Annotated in this window: 18 protein-coding genes and 1 pseudogene; 7 read left to right on the top strand and 12 right to left on the bottom strand. The window is 66.9% G+C overall.

Annotation, left to right across the window (positions count from 1 at the left end; translation table 11 throughout):
• Nucleotides 1-198: 198 nt before the first annotated feature.
• Nucleotides 199-738: a hypothetical protein gene (locus ACFXKA_RS35985; RefSeq protein WP_379430749.1), complete on the bottom strand. Its 540-nt coding sequence runs from the start codon at nt 736-738 to the stop codon at nt 199-201.
• 599 nt (nt 739-1,337) lie between these two features.
• Entirely contained in the window at nt 1,338-2,285 is a 948-nt protein-coding gene (locus tag ACFXKA_RS35980; protein WP_379430748.1) for a TIGR03564 family F420-dependent LLM class oxidoreductase, read from the bottom strand.
• Nucleotides 2,286-2,347: 62 nt separating this feature from the next.
• Here ACFXKA_RS35980 and ACFXKA_RS35975 point away from each other — a divergent pair, with 62 nt between their 5' ends.
• The 6 genes and pseudogenes from ACFXKA_RS35975 (at nt 2,348) to ACFXKA_RS35950 (ending at nt 6,059) form a co-directional block, all read left to right on the top strand.
• A complete protein-coding gene (locus ACFXKA_RS35975; protein ID WP_379430747.1) occupies nt 2,348-2,980 on the top strand; it encodes a TetR family transcriptional regulator in 633 nt (210 codons plus the stop codon).
• 478 nt (nt 2,981-3,458) lie between these two features.
• Entirely contained in the window at nt 3,459-4,250 is a 792-nt protein-coding gene (locus tag ACFXKA_RS35970) for a GNAT family N-acetyltransferase (RefSeq protein WP_379430746.1), read from the top strand.
• Nucleotides 4,251-4,442: 192 nt separating this feature from the next.
• On the top strand, nt 4,443-5,036 hold the full coding sequence (locus tag ACFXKA_RS35965; protein WP_379430745.1) for a hypothetical protein: 594 nt from the start codon (nt 4,443-4,445) through the stop codon (nt 5,034-5,036).
• On the top strand, nt 5,012-5,365 hold the full coding sequence (locus ACFXKA_RS35960) for a hypothetical protein (RefSeq protein ID WP_379430744.1): 354 nt from the start codon (nt 5,012-5,014) through the stop codon (nt 5,363-5,365). The genes ACFXKA_RS35965 and ACFXKA_RS35960 overlap by 25 nt, the downstream gene beginning before the upstream one ends.
• Nucleotides 5,266-5,586 (top strand): annotated as a pseudogene (locus tag ACFXKA_RS35955) (hypothetical protein); the annotation flags it as partial. The gene ACFXKA_RS35960 and the pseudogene ACFXKA_RS35955, both read left to right, overlap by 100 nt.
• Nucleotides 5,499-6,059 (top strand): ATP-binding protein, encoded by a 561-nt coding sequence (locus ACFXKA_RS35950; RefSeq protein WP_379430743.1) that lies wholly within the window; start codon nt 5,499-5,501, stop codon nt 6,057-6,059. The pseudogene ACFXKA_RS35955 and the gene ACFXKA_RS35950, both read left to right, overlap by 88 nt.
• Nucleotides 6,060-6,353: 294 nt before the next feature.
• Here the strand turns inward: ACFXKA_RS35950 and ACFXKA_RS35945 are convergent, their stop codons facing one another.
• The 9 genes from ACFXKA_RS35945 to ACFXKA_RS35905 form a co-directional block, all read right to left on the bottom strand.
• Nucleotides 6,354-6,776 carry an alpha/beta hydrolase gene (locus tag ACFXKA_RS35945; protein WP_379430763.1) on the bottom strand — a complete coding sequence of 141 codons (423 nt, stop codon included), beginning with the start codon at nt 6,774-6,776 and terminating at the stop codon, nt 6,354-6,356.
• Between the two features lie 45 nt (nt 6,777-6,821).
• Nucleotides 6,822-7,055 (bottom strand): hypothetical protein, encoded by a 234-nt coding sequence (locus ACFXKA_RS35940; protein ID WP_379430742.1) that lies wholly within the window; start codon nt 7,053-7,055, stop codon nt 6,822-6,824.
• A gap of 194 nt (nt 7,056-7,249) precedes the next feature.
• Nucleotides 7,250-7,543: an antibiotic biosynthesis monooxygenase family protein gene (locus ACFXKA_RS35935; RefSeq protein ID WP_379430741.1), complete on the bottom strand. Its 294-nt coding sequence runs from the start codon at nt 7,541-7,543 to the stop codon at nt 7,250-7,252.
• A complete protein-coding gene (locus ACFXKA_RS35930; RefSeq protein WP_379430740.1) occupies nt 7,540-8,133 on the bottom strand; it encodes a glycerol-3-phosphate responsive antiterminator in 594 nt (197 codons plus the stop codon). The genes ACFXKA_RS35935 and ACFXKA_RS35930 overlap by 4 nt, the downstream gene beginning before the upstream one ends.
• Nucleotides 8,134-8,175: 42 nt before the next feature.
• Nucleotides 8,176-9,735 carry an FAD-binding oxidoreductase gene (locus ACFXKA_RS35925; protein ID WP_379430739.1) on the bottom strand — a complete coding sequence of 520 codons (1,560 nt, stop codon included), beginning with the start codon at nt 9,733-9,735 and terminating at the stop codon, nt 8,176-8,178.
• Nucleotides 9,732-11,402 carry an FAD-dependent oxidoreductase gene (locus tag ACFXKA_RS35920; RefSeq protein ID WP_379430738.1) on the bottom strand — a complete coding sequence of 557 codons (1,671 nt, stop codon included), beginning with the start codon at nt 11,400-11,402 and terminating at the stop codon, nt 9,732-9,734. The genes ACFXKA_RS35925 and ACFXKA_RS35920 overlap by 4 nt, the downstream gene beginning before the upstream one ends.
• 56 nt (nt 11,403-11,458) lie before the next feature.
• Nucleotides 11,459-12,937, bottom strand: coding sequence for an FGGY family carbohydrate kinase (locus ACFXKA_RS35915; protein ID WP_379430737.1), 1,479 nt, complete (start codon nt 12,935-12,937; stop codon nt 11,459-11,461).
• Entirely contained in the window at nt 12,934-14,319 is a 1,386-nt protein-coding gene (locus ACFXKA_RS35910; RefSeq protein WP_379430736.1) for an MFS transporter, read from the bottom strand. The genes ACFXKA_RS35915 and ACFXKA_RS35910 overlap by 4 nt, the downstream gene beginning before the upstream one ends.
• 434 nt (nt 14,320-14,753) lie before the next feature.
• Complete coding sequence (locus ACFXKA_RS35905) at nt 14,754-14,975, bottom strand: helix-turn-helix domain-containing protein (RefSeq protein ID WP_379430735.1); 222 nt, start codon at nt 14,973-14,975, stop codon at nt 14,754-14,756.
• 498 nt (nt 14,976-15,473) lie between these two features.
• On the opposite strand from ACFXKA_RS35905, the gene ACFXKA_RS35900 reads away from it, so the two are divergent.
• Nucleotides 15,474-15,989, top strand: coding sequence for a class I adenylate-forming enzyme family protein (locus ACFXKA_RS35900; protein ID WP_379430734.1), 516 nt, complete (start codon nt 15,474-15,476; stop codon nt 15,987-15,989).
• Between the two features lie 373 nt (nt 15,990-16,362).
• On the opposite strand, the gene ACFXKA_RS35895 is transcribed toward ACFXKA_RS35900, so the two are convergent.
• A complete protein-coding gene (locus ACFXKA_RS35895) occupies nt 16,363-16,683 on the bottom strand; it encodes a hypothetical protein (RefSeq protein WP_379430733.1) in 321 nt (106 codons plus the stop codon).
• Between the last annotated feature and the right edge of the window lie 628 nt (nt 16,684-17,311).

Raw genomic sequence — 17,311 nt, 5'->3', positions numbered from 1 at the left:
CGGGCCGAACGGCGCGATCAGGGGACCGAACTCGCTGCGGTGCCGAACATCCGCCACTGCCGCATACCGTACGGACCGAACCGGCCAGCGCGGGGCATCGGAAGATCAACTGGCCGTACCGATCCGAGGCCGACGGAACGTCCGCAACTGCCGAAGGTCCGTGCTCATGGCCGAACCTGCTCAGAGACTTGCCACGGCCTAGTAAACAGCACTCCAGTACTCGTTCACGGTCCATGTCACTGCGCGGAATTCGGGGTGCTGCGGGTCGTCGGTGACGGTGATCGTCGCGCGCGCTAGATCGATCTTCATGCCATCGGCCACGAACTGCTGGCTATTGGCGGTGAAGGTGAAGAAGGTGCCTTCGAAGGGGTCCGGCCGCAGCACTGGCGCCACCGCCCGCATGATTCGGGTGCCGCTCCGGTCCTCGCACACCACGAATCGCTGATCGCCGCCTGCCAGCGTGCCGTGGACAGTGGTCACCGGGCGTCCAGTGGTCTGACTAGCCAGCAGCACCAGCCGTTCGGCGTCCTTGCACCGGGCGAACGAGTCGCGGTAGCCGTACGTGTCGGCTCCCTGGGGCAACGTGCCATCGGTCTGCACCGGCGTGGCCGTCGTTGAGGTGGGCGGCGCTGATGAGTGCGACGAAGTCACGGCGGTCTCCTCGCCGGAGCACGCCGCCATCGAGCAAATCAACACGACCCCCACCAGTGCCGGAAAGCATTTCCGTGCCGAAATCACCCACGGAGGCTAGCAATTCGAACAAAACGCCATCCCGGCAACCCTCCAGCTGGACCACATGGTGCACAAACGCACGCACGTACCGCGCCGACCGAATCGGCCAGCGCGACAGCCACCAAAAGATCAACGGCCGAGCACCGTACGGCTGTCCGCTGTGCGCGCTACTGCCGATGCCTCGCGCTGACCTCACCGGCCAGCGCGAGGCATCGGAAGATCAACTGGCCGTGCCGATCCGACGCCGGCGGAACGTCCGCAACTGCCGATGACAGGACCGCTTCGGCTGGCAACTGGTCAGATATCTGTGTTTGCTGATTTTGAGCGGTAGTCTGGGCGCTCGGTGTTGAAGGAGGGGAAAGGTTTTGGCGCATATCTAGGTGGTTGTGTGCTTGGCGCCGGATGCGATCGATGATGTGCAGACCGCGCTCACCTGGACCGAGTCCTGGCCGGGACCCGGCCCTGCCCACCATTTTCTAAGAAGCCGCATACCGCGCTGACCGAACCGGCCAGCGCGAGGCGCCGGCAGCCGGAACCTTCGTCGCGGCGGTCGGCGAGGTGTCGAGTATCGACAACGCCAGCTCGCCGGTCGGGTCAGCTCGCCTTCAGGCGTGGCTGGTTCTGCTCAATTCGCCGAGTAACGCCCAGGTTCGCTCCTCGTCGCGTGTCGACCCTATTGCGGTCAGCGCGAAAATCAGCTCGTCGGCGCCGGCCTGGGCGTAACGAGCTACCGCGTCGGCCATGGTCTGCTCGTCGCCGATAACGGCCAATTCCACTGGATCGGATACCTTCTCACGGTCCAGCAACGCACGGTAGGTCGGCATCTGGCCGTATCTGTCCATCTGCTGCGCCGCGCGATCGCATGCGGCGGCGACGTCAGCGGTGACTACGCCGCCCACCATGCCGATCACGCGGGGCGTCGGCCGACCGGCTGCCGCGGCGTGTCGTGCAAGTGTGGGGATCGTGAAGTCGGCCAGGGTGTTGGGACCGGTGAGTAGCGGGAGGGCACCGTCGGCGAGTTCGGCTGCGACCTGCAGGGTCAGCGGGCCCGAAGTGGCAAGCAGTACGGGTACCGGTGAGTGGACCGTCGGCATCATGCTGCGTGTCGGCGATTTGGCCACCAGCGTCTCGCCGGTGTGGTCGACTGCGCCTGTGTGGAGCAGATCGTATAGGGCGGTGAGGTATTCGCGTAGGTAGCGGATGCGTGGGTGGGTGTTGCCGTAGCCGGCGGCGATCTCCGGCAGCGACAAGCCGAGGCCGAGTTCGAAGCGGCCGTCGCTGGCCGCCTGCGCTGTTTGCGCCTGCATGGCCAGTGCGTTGGGGTGGCGTGGGTGGATCGGGACGACCGCCGTCCCGACCGTGATGTCCGGCAACTCGCGCCCGATCAGCGCGGCAACCGCCAGTGCGTCGTAGTCGAACCGCTGGGTCAGCCAGACCGCAGGCACGCCGAGCCCGGCCAGTTTGCGGGCCTGGTCGAGCAAGTAGTCGACGGGATTCACACCCGGGGTGAGCTGGTTGTAGTAGTCGGTTGGCAGGGCAACGCCGATTCGCATGCCAACAAAAGTACACCAAGTTTACTTATATACTCGGTTTACATTTGGCTAGACTATCTGACATGACCCCCGAACCGGGCCTGCGCGAGCGCAAGAGGCAGCACACTCACGCAGCTATCTCCGACGCCGCCCTCCGACTGTTCCTCGCTGATGGGTTCGACGCGGTGTCGGTTGTGGACATCGCAGCCGCCGCGGAGGTGTCCAAACGCACACTGTTCAAATACTTTCCCTCCAAGGAGGACCTCGTCGTACAGCGGTTCGCCGACCACATCGATGAGGCTGCCCGCGCGGTACGAAACCGGGCACACGGGCAGGCACCCCTGGCTGCCCTGCGAGCCGCCTTCTACGCCGGCCTGGACAATCACGAACCCAGCACCGGCCTGTGCGACGTGCCCGAAGTGCTGGCCTGCTATCGATTGGTACTGAATACCCCAGCGTTGACCGCTCGCCTTGCCCACTTCCTCACCACCGGAGAGGTTGCACTCGCCCAGACACTCGGGCCAGCAAAGGAACTGGACGCGCGGCTGGCGGCCAGCGCGATCATCGCGGTGCAACGCAACCTCAGTGAGGCCAACTGGCACGCACTGGTCAACGGCCAGAGCGCAGCCCAGCGGCATCCGGTGGCAGTCGCCGAGGCAGAACGCGCCTTCGACCTCCTGGAGGGGGGCATCGGTGATTGGTTCCCAGTTGCTTGACACAGCTCCGCCTAGGCCGAAACCGCGCGACTGATAGCCCTACTCGGCGGATGCGAACCTACCCCGGATAACGGCCTGTTATCCCGGATAGCGTTGCAGGCGGCCTGTCTGGGGATACCCGTGCTGGCGCGTGACGATGGCGTCGAGCTCGGCGTACTGCTCACCCATCCCGCTCATTGCTGGCCTCGGCCACCGGTCGAACCCGTCCCACACGTGCGGGCGGTCGGCCAGCGCAGACTGGCCCGGCATGTAGGGCCGGTCCGGGACCTGCGGCGCCGGACGATCCGGGGTGGACAGCACGGTTGGGTGCGCACTACGTCCTGGCTGCCTACATGGCCTCAGCCACATGACATCTCAACCATCCGCACATGCCGACTATGTGTTGATCTCGCCACCGACGTAGGTCACCGACCTACGGCTTGGTTGTTTTCTGGGCCGGGATCCGCGTCGGTTCGACAGCATCGAATATGGTTCGCGCATGTTTCCCATGTGGCGAATCACCTATGCCAGAGCGGCCCTTCAGCAAGGGCCCTGGCGTGCCGCCGCTCGTGGGCTGGCGAGTTGGATCGTGACGGTCGGGGCTCCGGCGGTGGTTGTCGGGGTCGCGTTGACGGTCGTATCGGGCTCCGCTGCAAGGGGACTCGTTATCGCCTTCTGGGTGGTGCTCGTGGTAGGCGTCGTGCTTGTCGCGGGCGGGCTCTGGGCGTGGAGGGTCGGTGGGCTCGTCGATAAGGAAATCAGGGCGCGTTATGGCGTGCTGCGGAAGGTCGAGTCCGCACGGCTGCTGCTGCGCCCGCCGGTACGGCAGGACGCGGTCGCGCTCGCCGCCACGATCGATGCGGAGATGCTTGCCGGGAACGGGTGGACCGAACGCAATGCTCAGGAAGTGGTGAAGGCCGTCGGGTCGGGGCACCCGACTCCCGGGCTTCTCGTGTTCGAGGCGTGGTCGGACGGGTCCCTGGTAGGTGGCGCGAGCGTGCACCCGAGCGGTAGCGACGCATCGTCGCGAACTCTCGGCTGGTGGATCGGACCACGGCACCGGCGCGCCGGCTACGCGAGCGAAGCGGTGGCCGCGCTGGTCGAGGCGATCCACGACGCCGGTTTCACTACCGTCGAGATCGGCACGAGCGAGTCGAATCTCGCGGTGCAGCGTATCTGCGACAGGATCGGAGCGACGGAAAAGGATCGGCGAGCGCAGCAGTTGCCGAACGGATCGGTCGTCCCGGGAATCTGGTACGAGCACCGGCAGGTGACTGCGGAAATGCCTTGACCCTGCCGAGTATCGGCGTCCACGAAATTACCCAGGTTGAGCCGGTTTTCGTTCACGTAATTCCCCAGGGTCGCGTTCACGTAATTCCCCAGCGGGAAGGCGGGCGGACGGTTGGTGTGGTCCTCGCAGGAGTTGGCTGCTCCCATCTGATGAAGGTGATGGGAGCCAGGAATGGCGAGGAGAACGTTCGACGTGGTCGATGTGACCGAAATCTTGATTCACTGGCATGCGGGCAGGTCGCAGAGCCAGATCGCGGAAAGCCTTGGGCTGGACCGCAAGACGGTGAAAAAGTATGTGGACCCGGCCGTCGCGGCGGGGATCGCTCCGGGTGGGCCGTCGAAGTCGGTGACGGAGTGGGGCGAGCTTGTGCGGCAATGGTTTCCGCAGATCACCGACACCCGTCAGCGACAGACGACGTGGCCGGAGATCGAGAAGCATCGCGACTTCATCGTCGCGATGACCAAGGCCGGGGTGACGCGGCAGACGATCTGGCAGCGGCTGCGAGATGAGCATGGGCTGAGTGCGTCGGTGTCGTCGCTGAAGCGGTTCATGGACGCCAACCTGCCCGAGGAGACGCTGCGGTCGCGGGTGACGGTGCTGCGCGAAGATCCGCCGGCCGGTGAGGAAGCCCAGATCGACTACGGATATTTGGGCTCGTGGGTGGAGCCGATCAGCGGGAAACGCCGCCGGATCTCGGCATTCGTGATGGTGCTGGCCTGCTCGCGGTTGATGTTCGTGCGGCCCGTCTTGACGATGGATCAATGCGCCTGGACCGAAGCGCTGTAGAGGCGTTCGTGTTCTTCGGCGGCGTCCCAAGACGTTTGGTGCCCGACAATCTGCGGACAGAGGTCGCGACCCCGGACCTGTATGACCCGAAAATCAACCGCTCCTGTGCCGAGCTCGCGCATCATTACGGCGCTCTGGTGGATCCGGCGCGGCGTGGGAAACCAAAGGACAAGCCCAGGGTCGAAAGGCCTATGCCCTATGTCCGAGATTCGCTGTGGCGCGGGCGGGAATGGACGTCCCTGGCCCAGATGCAGCAGGCCGCGGTCGTGTGGTGCCGCGACGTCGCCGGGCAGTGGGCGTGTCGCCCGCTCGACGGTGCTGCCCGATGACGGTGTTCGGAGCGGTCGAGCGCGACGCGCTTCTTCCCTTGCCGGACAAGGATTTCGTGCTCGCGGACTGGTCGACCGGGACCGTCGGACCCGACATTCATGTGAAGGCAGGCCGCACTTTGTATTCGGTGCCGTGGCGGAATATCGGCCGCAAGGTGGATGTGTGGTGGTCGACCTATTCGATGGTGCAGATCTTCGCAGGCGGCGAGTTGATCGCCACCCATGTGCGCAAACCATTCGGCAAACAGTCCGACCTGGCCCACTATCCGCCGGAGAAGACCTGGCCATCCGCCAGGGCGCCGAGGTCCGGTCCCTCAAAACCAGCCGCCTACTCGCCACTTTGGCCGGTGGTCACGCCGACCGGACCTGGGACAAACGCCTGCGGGAATTCGTCCGGCCCGCCGTGCTCATCCTCGACGACTTCGGGATGCGCGAACTCACCGCTACCCAGGCCGACGACCTCTACGAGCTGGTCTCCGAACGCAGCGCCGCCGGCGGATCGATGATCCTGACCTCGAACCGGTCACCGGTCGACTGGTATCCACTGTTCCTGAATCCCGTTGTCGCCGAATCACTTCTGGACCGCCTCATCAACACCAGCCACCAGGTGTTCATGAACGGCCCCTCCTACCGGCCCAACAAACGACCCGGCACCAAGGACCAAACCAAGACACCGAAGAAGGAGGTCGGGTAGAACATCAATCAGGACCCACCACCTGCGGTATAACGTGAACGCGGGCACCGGGAATTGAGTGAACGCTGACACCCGGTGGGGCGCTCCCAATATTCGGCTGCCCGCCATCTGTATTGGTGTGGCTCTCAACTGGTCGCCTCCCATCGGGTGCCGTGCAGGGAGTGGCTGAAGAGGGGCCAGCCCCATGCTCGAACTAGCGGTGCCCTCCCGCACGGACACCACATTGCCGATCACGGGAGGGATGATGAGGGTCATCATCGGGCTGGGTCCGCACAAACGCTCGACACGGGCAGCTCAGTGCGCGCGTTCGGCAGCCGATTGAGGAGAGCTCAACGGCTCCTCGCTGTGGCCGGTTCGGCGCAGGATCCGAATGAGCCAATCGGTGCGTGTTCGACGGGCGCCACTGGACAGTTGGGCGAGGGGAAAGAGGGCATCGAATCCGTGGAATCCACCTGCCCAGAGGTGCAGTTCGGCTTGGCCGCCTGCCGCCCAGATGCGGGAGGCGAAGTCGACGTCTTCATCCCGGAAAACCTCCGCAGACCCTGCGTCGATATAAGTGGGCGGCAGGCCGGAAAGATCCGTTGCGCCACTGGGAGAGATGTAGGCGGGAATCTGGTCCACAGGGAGGTCGGCGAGTACGGCGTTCCATGCGAAAGCGTTGGTCTCGCGGGTCCACACTGTGGGCTCAGGGTGTGCACGTACCGGGCGAGGTGAAATCGGAGCTGAGTCCGCGGGGGCGCAGTCGGCGGATAGTCGGGACGTCTAATCCTGTGCAGGGTCCGCGTTCTCGATCAGGGCGCGGAATCCGGTCAGCAGCGCCGCGAGGCCGACTTCGAACTCGTCGTCGCTGTCGACCGCGTCGGCCCGGTTGCCGAATGCGGTGACGGTATGGCGGTAGCGTCCGAGTTGCCGCGTCCGATACGCGGCCGGTACCGCAGCCGATCCAGGGGTGAAGCCTCGCCCCGTGCGGGGCGAGGCTTCACCCCACAGCAACATCGATCATCTGTCGACCGCGGCCGATGATAAAAAAGCTGTAGGGTTCACGAGACCCCAGGGGCCGCACACCGTAACCGGTCCTGCGGACATGCGCCGCCACTGGTCTCCCGACTGATGTCGAACTTCCTTGGCCATATCCCCGCTCGGGTGCAGAGCAGCTCGACGGTCCCGGGGCAACGAAAATCCGGCGCGCATCACCGCTTCTGCGCGCCGGTCGGGACGCAGCGGGTGACCTGTCGCTCGGTCAGAAGTGGTACGACCTGGCCGAGCACGATTCGCTGGAAGTGCTCCGACGCGCAATGGTCGGTGAAGTCCTGTTCGGTGTCGTACTCCTCGACGATCACCACGACATTCTCCTCGATTCCCGTATGAACGGTATAGCCACGGCAGCCGGGTTCGCGCCGCGACGCCTCGGCCATCGGCCCGAGCAGTTCGACCACCCGGGTCCGATTCGGGGTCAGATACCGGGCCACCACAACGAAACTCATTTCTCTCCATGTAGTAGGCGGGACCGGGTCAGCGACCACAGCCCCGAATCGGAGGACGCGGCGGCCAGCGCGCCCATAGCCAGTGAGTGCGCCACTCCGTCGCGGTCGGTGACGAAACCGGCCGCCACGAACGGTGACATGACTTCCCGTGCCGGCGCGGGCATCCACGGGATGATCGGCGCCGGCATCAGCTCGACCAGGTCGGGGCCGCTGCGCTTGACCGCTTCCAGGCTGCGGTTCAGGTTCGACCGATCCGTGACGAACACCTTGTGCATGGTCAGCATCGACAGCGCCCGTGCCCGTTCGATCGGGGCGACCCGGGTGCTGACCACCCCGGCCGCCCCGATTTCCTGCAGGAAGTCCACGCCGCCGCGGTCGGTGGCCAGGCCGGGGCAGGAGTCGATGTTGACGAACACCAGCTTGTCCAGCCCGGCCAGCAGCGACACGATCTTCGGCAGCTGGCCAACCGGGACGGACGCCAGGATCCCAACATGGGACTGCGCCTGCACGAACTCCCGCACCCGGGCGGAACCGACCACCGAAGCACACACCGGGACGTCCTCGAACGCCGCCGTGATCCTCTCGTTCATGGCCTGCACGGTTTCACAGTGCCCGACAACACCGGAGGCCGGTCAGTTCGCCGCGTCGAGTGGGCTGGGCCCCAGCGTGCTCGGCAGGCCGAGCTTGCCGGGGTTGAACAGCCCGTTCGGGTCCAGCGCCCGTTTGACGTCGACGAAGGTGCCGAAGCCGGTGCCGAGCGCCTCTGGTAGATACGGCCCGCGCAGCAGGCCCGAGCCGTGGTGGTGGCTCAGCGCGGCGCCGTGGCGCACGAGCACGGCGTTCGCCGCATCCCACGCCGAGCGGTACCAGTGCCGCCTCTTGTCCGGCTCGACGTCGCCGCGCAGCGAGAAGTACAGGCATGCTCCGTCGGTGTAGGCGTGCGATTGGTGCGCAGACGCCGCGAGGGTGCCTGGCACGGCTTCGATCGCTGCCACGACCTCGTCATAGATGGCGGGCAGCGCAGCCCACGAACCGGCCATCTCCAGCGTGTCGGCGACGAAGCCAGGCCCCGGAGTGAAGCCGTCTGCCGACTTGCCGACCAGCATCCGCTCGTCCAGCCAGCGTTGGAAAATGGACTGACCGTCCAGCTCGGATCCGGTCGCCGCGCATTCCTCGGCGCTGACCCGGATGATTGCGTCGACCAGCACCGGATCGCCCTCGTCCGCGACCAGCAGCACGTTGGTGTCCGGATACCCGAAGTGAGTGCCGCTCTCCAGCTTGTCGTAGAGCCGCATAGCCGCCGGGGTCGCGCCGCGCTGCATGATGCGGCGGCAGGCATCCAGCCCGCCGGCGAACGACTCGAACCCGTATGCGATCGCCTCCGCATACGTCGGCAGCGGGTGCGTGCGCAGCCGGACGGAGGTGATCACGCCGAGCGTGCCCTCCGACCCGACGAACAACTGCCGCAGGTCAGGGCCGGTGGCCGCCCGCGGGTAGTCGCCGAACCGGGCCAGCGTGCCGTCGGCGAGTACGACGTCGAGGCCGACGACCATATCCTCGATCTTGCCGTAGCGGGTGGACAGCTGGCCCGCGCCGCGGCAGGCCACCCAACCGCCCACCGTGGACATCGCGAACGCGGACGGCCAGTGCCCGGTGGTGGCGCCGTGGGTCTGCTGCAGTTCGGTCTCGAACACGTCGCCGAACATGCCCGCCTGCACTTCGACGAGCTGCGACTCGGTGTCGAAGGACACGATTTTGTCGAGGCGGCAGACATCCAGCACGACGCCGCCGTGCACCGGCAACGCGGCACCGGTGACGTTGCTGCGCCCGGCGGACACGGTCAGCGGCACCCCGTACTCGCCACACAGCCGCACCGCGGCCTGGATCTGTTCCACCGTGCTCACCTCGACGATCACCGCGTCCGGCGTCGCCGGATTCCCCGCGGTCTCACCGATCATCGATCCAGCCCACCAGTCGCGGGTGCGCAGCACGACCTCGTCGCGATCGGTGTACACGGCGTCCGCCGCCCCGCGCAATGCTTCGGTCAAGGCCGCGGGCACGGCCACGACTGACGCCTGCAGCGAGGCCTCGCCCCGGCCCGGGGGCATGGCGCCCCAGCGCGGAGGCGTCGGAGCACCGACGATGTAGTTGCCGCGGTTGAACGGGTGGGTGATGGTCTGACGGCTGATCATGCGTTGTCTCCCAACAGGATCGACTTCTCCCGGGCGACGTCCGCCCGGTATTCCTCCACTTGCGCCGCCACCACGTCCGGGGCGAGGCCGAGTTCGGCGCCGAGCAGCTCGCCCACCAGCGGTGCGGCCTCGACCGACGCGTCGCGGGCGAACAGGCGCAGCCGCGTCCGCCGCGACAGCACGTCGTCCACCGATCGCGCCAGCTCCGACCGGGCCGCGAACACCACCTCGGCCTTGAGGTGCGGCTGTCCCGGGATGAGCGGCTCGCCCAGCGCCGGGTCCTCGTCGATGAGCGCGCTCACGAACCGCACCTCGGTGCCGTAGCGTCCCCCGAGATGCGCGGCGATACCGCCGGTCGCGGCGGTCGCCTCCGCGTCGTAGCCGGCGCCGCCCAGCAGCGGCAGGTTCTTGGTGCGGCAGCGGGCTTTGCGGTCCAGCAGCCCGAGTGCCTTGTCCACCACCAGCTCGCCCATGTGCCTGCTGGTGGTGAGTTTGCCGCCGGTCACGGTGACCATGCCTGCGGTGACGGTGATGTGGTGGTCGCGCCGCATGTCCAGCGTCGCACCCTCCTTGCCGCCCACCAGCGGGCGCAGGCCCGCGTAGCTGCCCAGTACGTCGCCGGCGTCCAGCTTGGTGTCGAAGGCGATGGTGGCGCCTTCGAGCAGGAACTCCATCTCCTCGCGGGTGCAGTGCACGTCGTCGGCCGAGCCGTGGTAGTCGGTGTCGGTGGTGCCGACCACGACGGCATCGCCCCAGCGGGTGCAGGTCGCCCGCCGCGCGCGGCCCGGAATGGGCACGGTGACCGTGCAGTCGTTGCGGATCTTCGACCACGGCAACACGATGTGCACACCCTTGGCGGGGCGCACCTGCGGCTGGTGTCCCGGGTCGGCCATGCCGTCCACCCGGTCGGTCCACACCCCGGTCGCGTTGACCACGACCCGGGCGCGGACGTCGATCCGCTCGCCATCGGCCTCGACCGTCGCACCGGTGACCCGCCCGCCTGCGGTGCGCAGGCCGGTCACCTCCGCGCCGTTGACGACCACGGCGCCGAGCCGGGCCGCGCTGCGCACGATCGCCAGCGTCAGCCGGGCGTCGTCGGCGCGGCTGTCGTAGTACATCAGCCCGCCCTCGAGGTTTTCCGAGCGCAACGTCGGCGCGTGGGCCAGCACCTCGTTGACGGTCAGCCGCTGGTGCAGCTTGCCGATCCGCCAGCCGCCCGCGAGATCGTAGGTCCACAGCAGACTCTCGAAGGCACGCGCGATCCGGGCATCGAACACCCCGTCTTTGGCCAGGATCGGGAACAGAAAAGGCAAGCGCTGCACCAGATGTGGGGCGTTGCGCCGGAATCGCTGGCGCTCCAGCAACGAATGCCGGACCAGGTCGAGATTGCCCTGTTCGATGTAGCGCAACCCGCCGTGCACCATCTTCGACGATTTCGACGATGTCCCGGACGCGAAGTCGTCGCGCTCCACCAGGGCCACCGAAAGGCCACGGGAGGCGGCGTCCAGCGCGGCGTAGGCGCCGGTGACGCCGCCGCCGATCACCAGCATGTCGAATGTGCCGGTGTCGAGTCCGGTCAGCGCGGCGCGGCGGTCCAGCCGCAGTAGTGCACCCGGGGTCGCCCGCGCGGCGACGGCGTTCGGCCGTCTCGACGGCAGTGTGAACATGAGTTGGTCTCTCCATTCCGGACAGGGCCCAGGCGTGACCGGACCCGAAACTTCTTTCAGGACAACGAGAGCGCGAGCACGTCCTGCCAGCGCGCCCGCAGTTCCCGGCGATCGGCCTCGGCCAAGCTGGGTTCGAACACCTGGCCCGGCTCCTGGTCGGCGACGGCATGAGCCAGCGAGGGCCAGATGCCCAGCCGGGTACCGGCGAGGTAGGCGGCGCCGCGCAGGCTGGCGGTCGCCGAATCCGCCACCCGTTCGATGGGGATTGCGGTGAAGTCAGCCTGGCTCTGAAGCAACGCATCGCTCGCGGCCAGCCCGCCGCCCACCCGCAGTCGGGTCATCGGCCGGTTCATGGTCGTCCGCAGGGCGTCGACGGTATCGCTCACCGCGTGCGCGATACCGTCGATCACCGTGCGGGCCAACATTTCTCGCGTGGTGGCCAGGCTCAACCCGACCAGCAGCCCGCGCGCGCCGGGGCGTTGTACCGGTGTGCGGAGCCCGGCCAGCGTGGGCACGAACCAGGTGCGGTCGCTGCTCGGCACGGTCGCGGCCAGCGCGCTGATCTCGGCCGCGGAGGCGAACAGACCCAGATCCTCGGTCAGCCACCGCAGCGCGGACCCAGTGGTCGAACTGTAGGCCTCGAGGCTGAACCGGCTGTGTCCCGCGCTGCGCCAGCCGACCAGGCACAGCACACCGTCCAGCTCGCCGAGACGCGCCGGTGGCTCGTCGCCGGCGAGGGCACCCACGAATGTGCCGGTGCCGTGCACGCAGGTGCCCTGCCCCGGCGTGAGCGCGCCGAGGGCGATCAGCGACGCGTGCTGGTCGCCCATGACCGCCGCGATCGGCACGCGGATGCCGAGCAGATCCGGGTCGGTGTGGCCGAAATCGCCGTCGTCGTCGAGTGGCGGCGGCGCCAGTTCTGTAGGAAAACCCAACTGCGCCAGCCATTTCGGGTCCCAGGCGTGCTCGCGCAGCTGGTATCCGCCGAACGCGACGGCGTTGGTCGCGGAGATGGTGTACCGTGCGCGGCCGCTGAGGTGCCACACCAGCCAGGTGTCCACCGATCCGAAGAGCACACGATCGGTGGGGATGTCGAGCTCTTCGAGCCGCCGGGCGGCCCAGAGGAACGGGGAGCGGGTGCCGACCGGGCGGCCGGTGCTCGGCCACAGGATCGGATCCCACTGCGGAGCCAGCTGTGCCAGTTCGGCGGCGTACCGGCTGTCCTGCCATACCACGGCCGGGGCCAGCGGGCGCCCGGTCACGCGGTCCCACAGAATCGCGGTCGCCCGCTGGGTGCATATCGACATACCAGCGATCTCGACGCCGTTGTCCCGCGCCCAGGCTACCGCCTGACCCGCCACACCGACCGTGCGCTGCAACAGTTGCTCCGCATCCTGCTCGACCCGGGACGGCTCGGGGTGCACGACATCGACGGTGGCGTAGAACGACGGCCCGCAGCTCCCGTCCTCGCCGACGACGGCAGCCCGCGTCCCGGTGGAACCCTCGTCGACGGCCAGGATCCCGCGCCGCATCATGCCGCGCTCCCAGCGAATCGCAGGTCGATCCGCTCGTCGTCGGGATCGATGCCGCTGCGCGTCGGGTCCCAGCGCACGATCAGGCAGCAGACCAGGCCGAGCAACGGCACCACCGCGAGCAGCGCGATCGTCGGTCCGAGCCCCATCGCCTCCTTGATCTGCGGGAACACATACAACCCGATGACGCTGCCGAAGCTGCCCAGCATCCCGGTCACGCCGGTGCCAAGGGTGCGGATGTCACTGCGGTAGGACAACGCCGCGATCGACTTGCCGTTCGCACCCGGCCCCGCCGAGTGGAAGAAGATGAACAGCAACGGCAGCATGAACCCGACGGTGATCGGTAGCCTGCCGAACCCGAGCCCCATCACCAGCAGGATGGCGGACGCGAAGCCGTAGCCGATCGCGGAGCTGACCCGCAATCCGATCTTGCGGCCGAAGTAGGCCGACAGCGCACCGCCGATGATCCCCGCGACATTGAAGATCATCGACCCGAACGTGGCCCGCTCGAACTTCTCCCCGAAGATCGCCAGGCTGATTACCGGCAGGTACCAGCCGATCGCGAAGTACTGCATGGATTGGGTCAGCGAGATCGCTGTGGACAGGAAGGTACGCGGCAGATAGGGCTGCCGGAACAGCACGCCCGCCTGCCGGAAGCCGATATTCGACTCCCGGACCGGACCGCCCTGGTCGGCGGTTCCCGCCGTTACCTGGAAACCGTAGATCCGACGCAGGCTGCGAGCCGCCTCGGGCAGTCGGCCCTTGGCCGCAAGCCACGACGGGCTCTCCGCCAGGAACATGATTTGCAGGATCAGCAACGCGATCGCGAAGACCCCGGCCGAACCGACCGACCACCGCCAGATCTCCAGCGTCACGCCGAGTTGGTAAATGGCAAGTGTCAGCGCCAAATTCACCGTGGTGGCCATGTACCAGACGGACTGCCACAGGTTCAGCCGCCCCTGCATCTTCGCCGGGGTGTACTCGGCGAGCAGGGCCATCGCCACCGCGAAGTCGACGCCGTAGGCGACGCCGACCAGCCCGCGCCCCAGCCAGACCGCCTCGAAGCTGCCGGCGGTGGCGGTCAGCACCGCGCCGAGCGCCGCAACGGCCTTCGCGGCGATCAGCGGTTTGACGCGGCCGATCCGGGCGGCCAGCCAGCCGCCCGCCGGATTGAACACGATGGCGACCGCGGGAGCCGTCGCGGTGAGCACGCCGACCTGGGCTGCGCTCAGCGTCAGCTCCTTGGTCATCGGCGACAGTCCCGCTCCGAGCGCGGCGTTCGAATAGGCGTCCAAGAACAGCCCGCCCAGCGCCAGGTACCACAGCAGATTCGCCTTGCGCGGTAAATTCGGCAGGCTGTTGATCAGCGCGGTTACCTGCGACATGCTCGAAATCGATCGCGGCGTTGCGACCGTCGATGAACTCATGGACCGCCAACTTTCTGCGCTGGCTGTCAGCGATCCGACACAAAAAAACAGACACGACGAAGACCGCTGACAGTGGCTCTTCGTCTATGCCTGTCTGGACTGCAAAGATTAATCTTGAGATCCACAACACGTCAAGGGAATCCCCGGATCCGGGCGCGGAGCGCTCTCCCTGGATCGAGTTTTCGGCCACAATCGGCTCACGGCAATGGTGGCCTCACCAAAAGCATCGGCAACTGGGGTCTACCCGCGCAGCGAGGCAAGTGCGGCGCTGATTGTCGGCTTCGCGTGGGTTGCTGTATCCGGCGCTGGACTGGGATCTGGATCGCTATCGGGTCGACGACGATGTTCACCGTCCCCCTCGACGCGGACAGCGGCCATAACGGGGACCGGGGTCAGGCACCCGGGCGGTAGGTGCTCGGATGCTGGCCGGTGGCGCGGTGAACGGCCGCCGCGAGCGCTGGGCTTGTGGTAGCCACCGCGCGGGCCGTGGCGCCGATGGAAGCACCGCGAGCCAGGTGGCCCAGTGCCGCGCGCATCCGGAGGTGAATGCGCGACTGGGCGAAGGTCATTCCGGTTTCGGCGGTGAACAGGCGGCTCGGGGTGCGGACGATCACGATGTCCCTGCTTACATACCCGATAACGCTAGACCCACGAGCCGGTGCTGCCAGGGCAGCCGCCTGCGCGGTGAGGGGTTCGGTTTGTGGGTCTCGCCGCGCAGGCGCGTATCCGGAGTCCCGACCCGCGGTGATCTCCTGGCCTGGCTCAGGGGCGGGATCTGCGGGTCTGTCGGGCAGGCGGCCCCTATAAAGGGGAACGGTGGGCGGCACGGTCCGGTGGCTCGCGACCGCGAGTGCGCACGGAAGGCCCCGATCAAAACCCGTGCGTGTATCGACTCCGGCTCTCACCACCGCTGCCGACGATAGGCGGTCCCGACCGAAGCAACGGGGGGCGATCGCGGCGGCGTCGAAGGCGGCGCGCACGCGTGGCCAGTAGGTGCAGCGCGGTGGTGTCCAGGCCGATCGCGGTCGGCGTCGCGGTTGGTCCGGGTGCGGGGGACCGCGCCCGGATGCCCTGCCCCGGGCCCGGGCGAACGCCAACTCGGCCTCGACCTCGTGTCGACAACACCCCGAACCGGCCATACGCCAGCGCGCCCTCATCACGCACAGCCGGACATGAAACACTTCAACGCGCCCGAACTCAACGAGGCCACCTTCACCGCCGGCGGTTGGGTTCACACCCGTGATGTCGGCGTCTTCGACGAGCACGGGTTCCTCTACCTCGAAGACCGGCTCTCCGACATGATCGTCTCCGGTGGATACAACGTCTATCCCCGGGAAGTCGAGGAGCGACTGCTCGCGCACCCGGCTGTCGCCGAAACAATCGTCGTGGGAGCACCCGACCCGGTCTGGGTCGAGGCCGTGACAGCCGTTGTCGTCCTCGCGCCCGGCCATCACGAATCCGAACAGCTCCGCAGCGAACTGATTGCCTTCGTCGCCGAAGGGCTCGCCTCCTACAAGAAGCCCCGCAACCTCGTATTCCGCTCATCCGTTCCCAAGACGGCAGTCGGCAAGCTCGACAGGAAATCCCTCCGCCAGGAGCTTCGCGAGCAGAGCCGAACGGCCATTTAGCGGACGATCGACGAACGCCTTGCCCGCCAACGCCTATCGGAAGACCGTGACGGCCTCGGTTCGGTCGTGTCCTCGCTCATCGGCTGAACTCGGTCCATGGATCAGCCGATGAGCGCGTCCACGCAAAGTCTCGGCGAGCTCGGCCGCGGCACGGCGTAGCGCGAGCTCGGTCGGCGTGGAGCCGTGTGACGTACGCGAGCCCGAGCGCGAACGCCGCGATCATCAGCAGATGACGAACCGCATCGACCACGGCCAAACATCATGCCGCGCAACAGAAGGCGAAAACAGCGCTATAACCCGATCGGATATCCACTCCGCGAACAGCGGTTCCTTCCGGTTCGGAACCCTGGATCGTTTACCCGGTGGTTCACGGCTAGACCTCGTAAACGGCGGTGGCGGCCCGCACGTCGAGGATCTCCAGCAGCACCATCCGGCACACGGCCATTTGCGACATGTGCCCGCGCGGGGTGATCACCACGTGTGCCGCGGCTCGACGGCATTCCTGAACGAGCTCGACGAACGCCGGTGGCAGTGTGGCGCTCCGCGGTGAGGGCTCGTGGAATACGGTGCCCAGCTCGTATCCGAGCGATCGGGCGGTATCGCGCAGCCGGTCATCACTCGAATCCGACTCGCGATCATCGAGTAGATCGTCGCGCACGTATCCATAGGCAAGAGGCAATGGAGCGGTTGTCATGGTGGTTCGGTTCCCGGTCGGCCGGCCACAGAAGAAATCGGAGATAACCCCTGCGAGCCGGATGGATCTGTTGTCGCAGGGCAGCATGTGCCACCTGCCATCGTTGGTTCGACCTAGGGTCGAGCTCAGCTATCGCATTTGTCGCCCACTGGTGTCTCCGTCGGGCATCCGCCGGAATTGTGACGTGAGCCACTGGCGTCATGAGTATGGAATATAATTAGGAAGATACGCCATAGTTGCGAACGTAATTCTTTGATTTCCAGAGTTGGTCACCTGGATATTCGATATGCTGCTCGGTGTTGTGTCGATTCCGAAGTATCTTCGGCGCTCGGGAAGCCCACCCAATCCATCGTTGCGCAGTTCCCCGCATGCGCGGATGCCGACTGATCGCGGATCTGGACTGCGGATCTGCGCGGATTCCTCGGCATTGTTGCGGGAGTGACGTTTTCGCACATGGCCAACATTCCGATCGCGAGCTATCCGGTTCGGACGCCGGCACCCGAGCGATCTGGCTCGAGAGTTGGACGCAGCCGGCGCGCCCGGGCGCGCCGGCTGTCTTCGTGTCGGCCGACACGTGAACCGCGCGACGAGCCCTGGCGTCGATGTGGGGTTCGGGGCGGCAGTGCGT

The sequence above is a fragment of the Nocardia sp. NPDC059228 genome (assembly GCF_042754245.1).
Taxonomy (GTDB): Bacteria; Actinomycetota; Actinomycetes; order Mycobacteriales; family Mycobacteriaceae; genus Nocardia.
The sequence above is the reverse complement of the archived record's forward strand: the minus strand, read 5'-3'. Positions and strand labels throughout refer to the sequence as shown.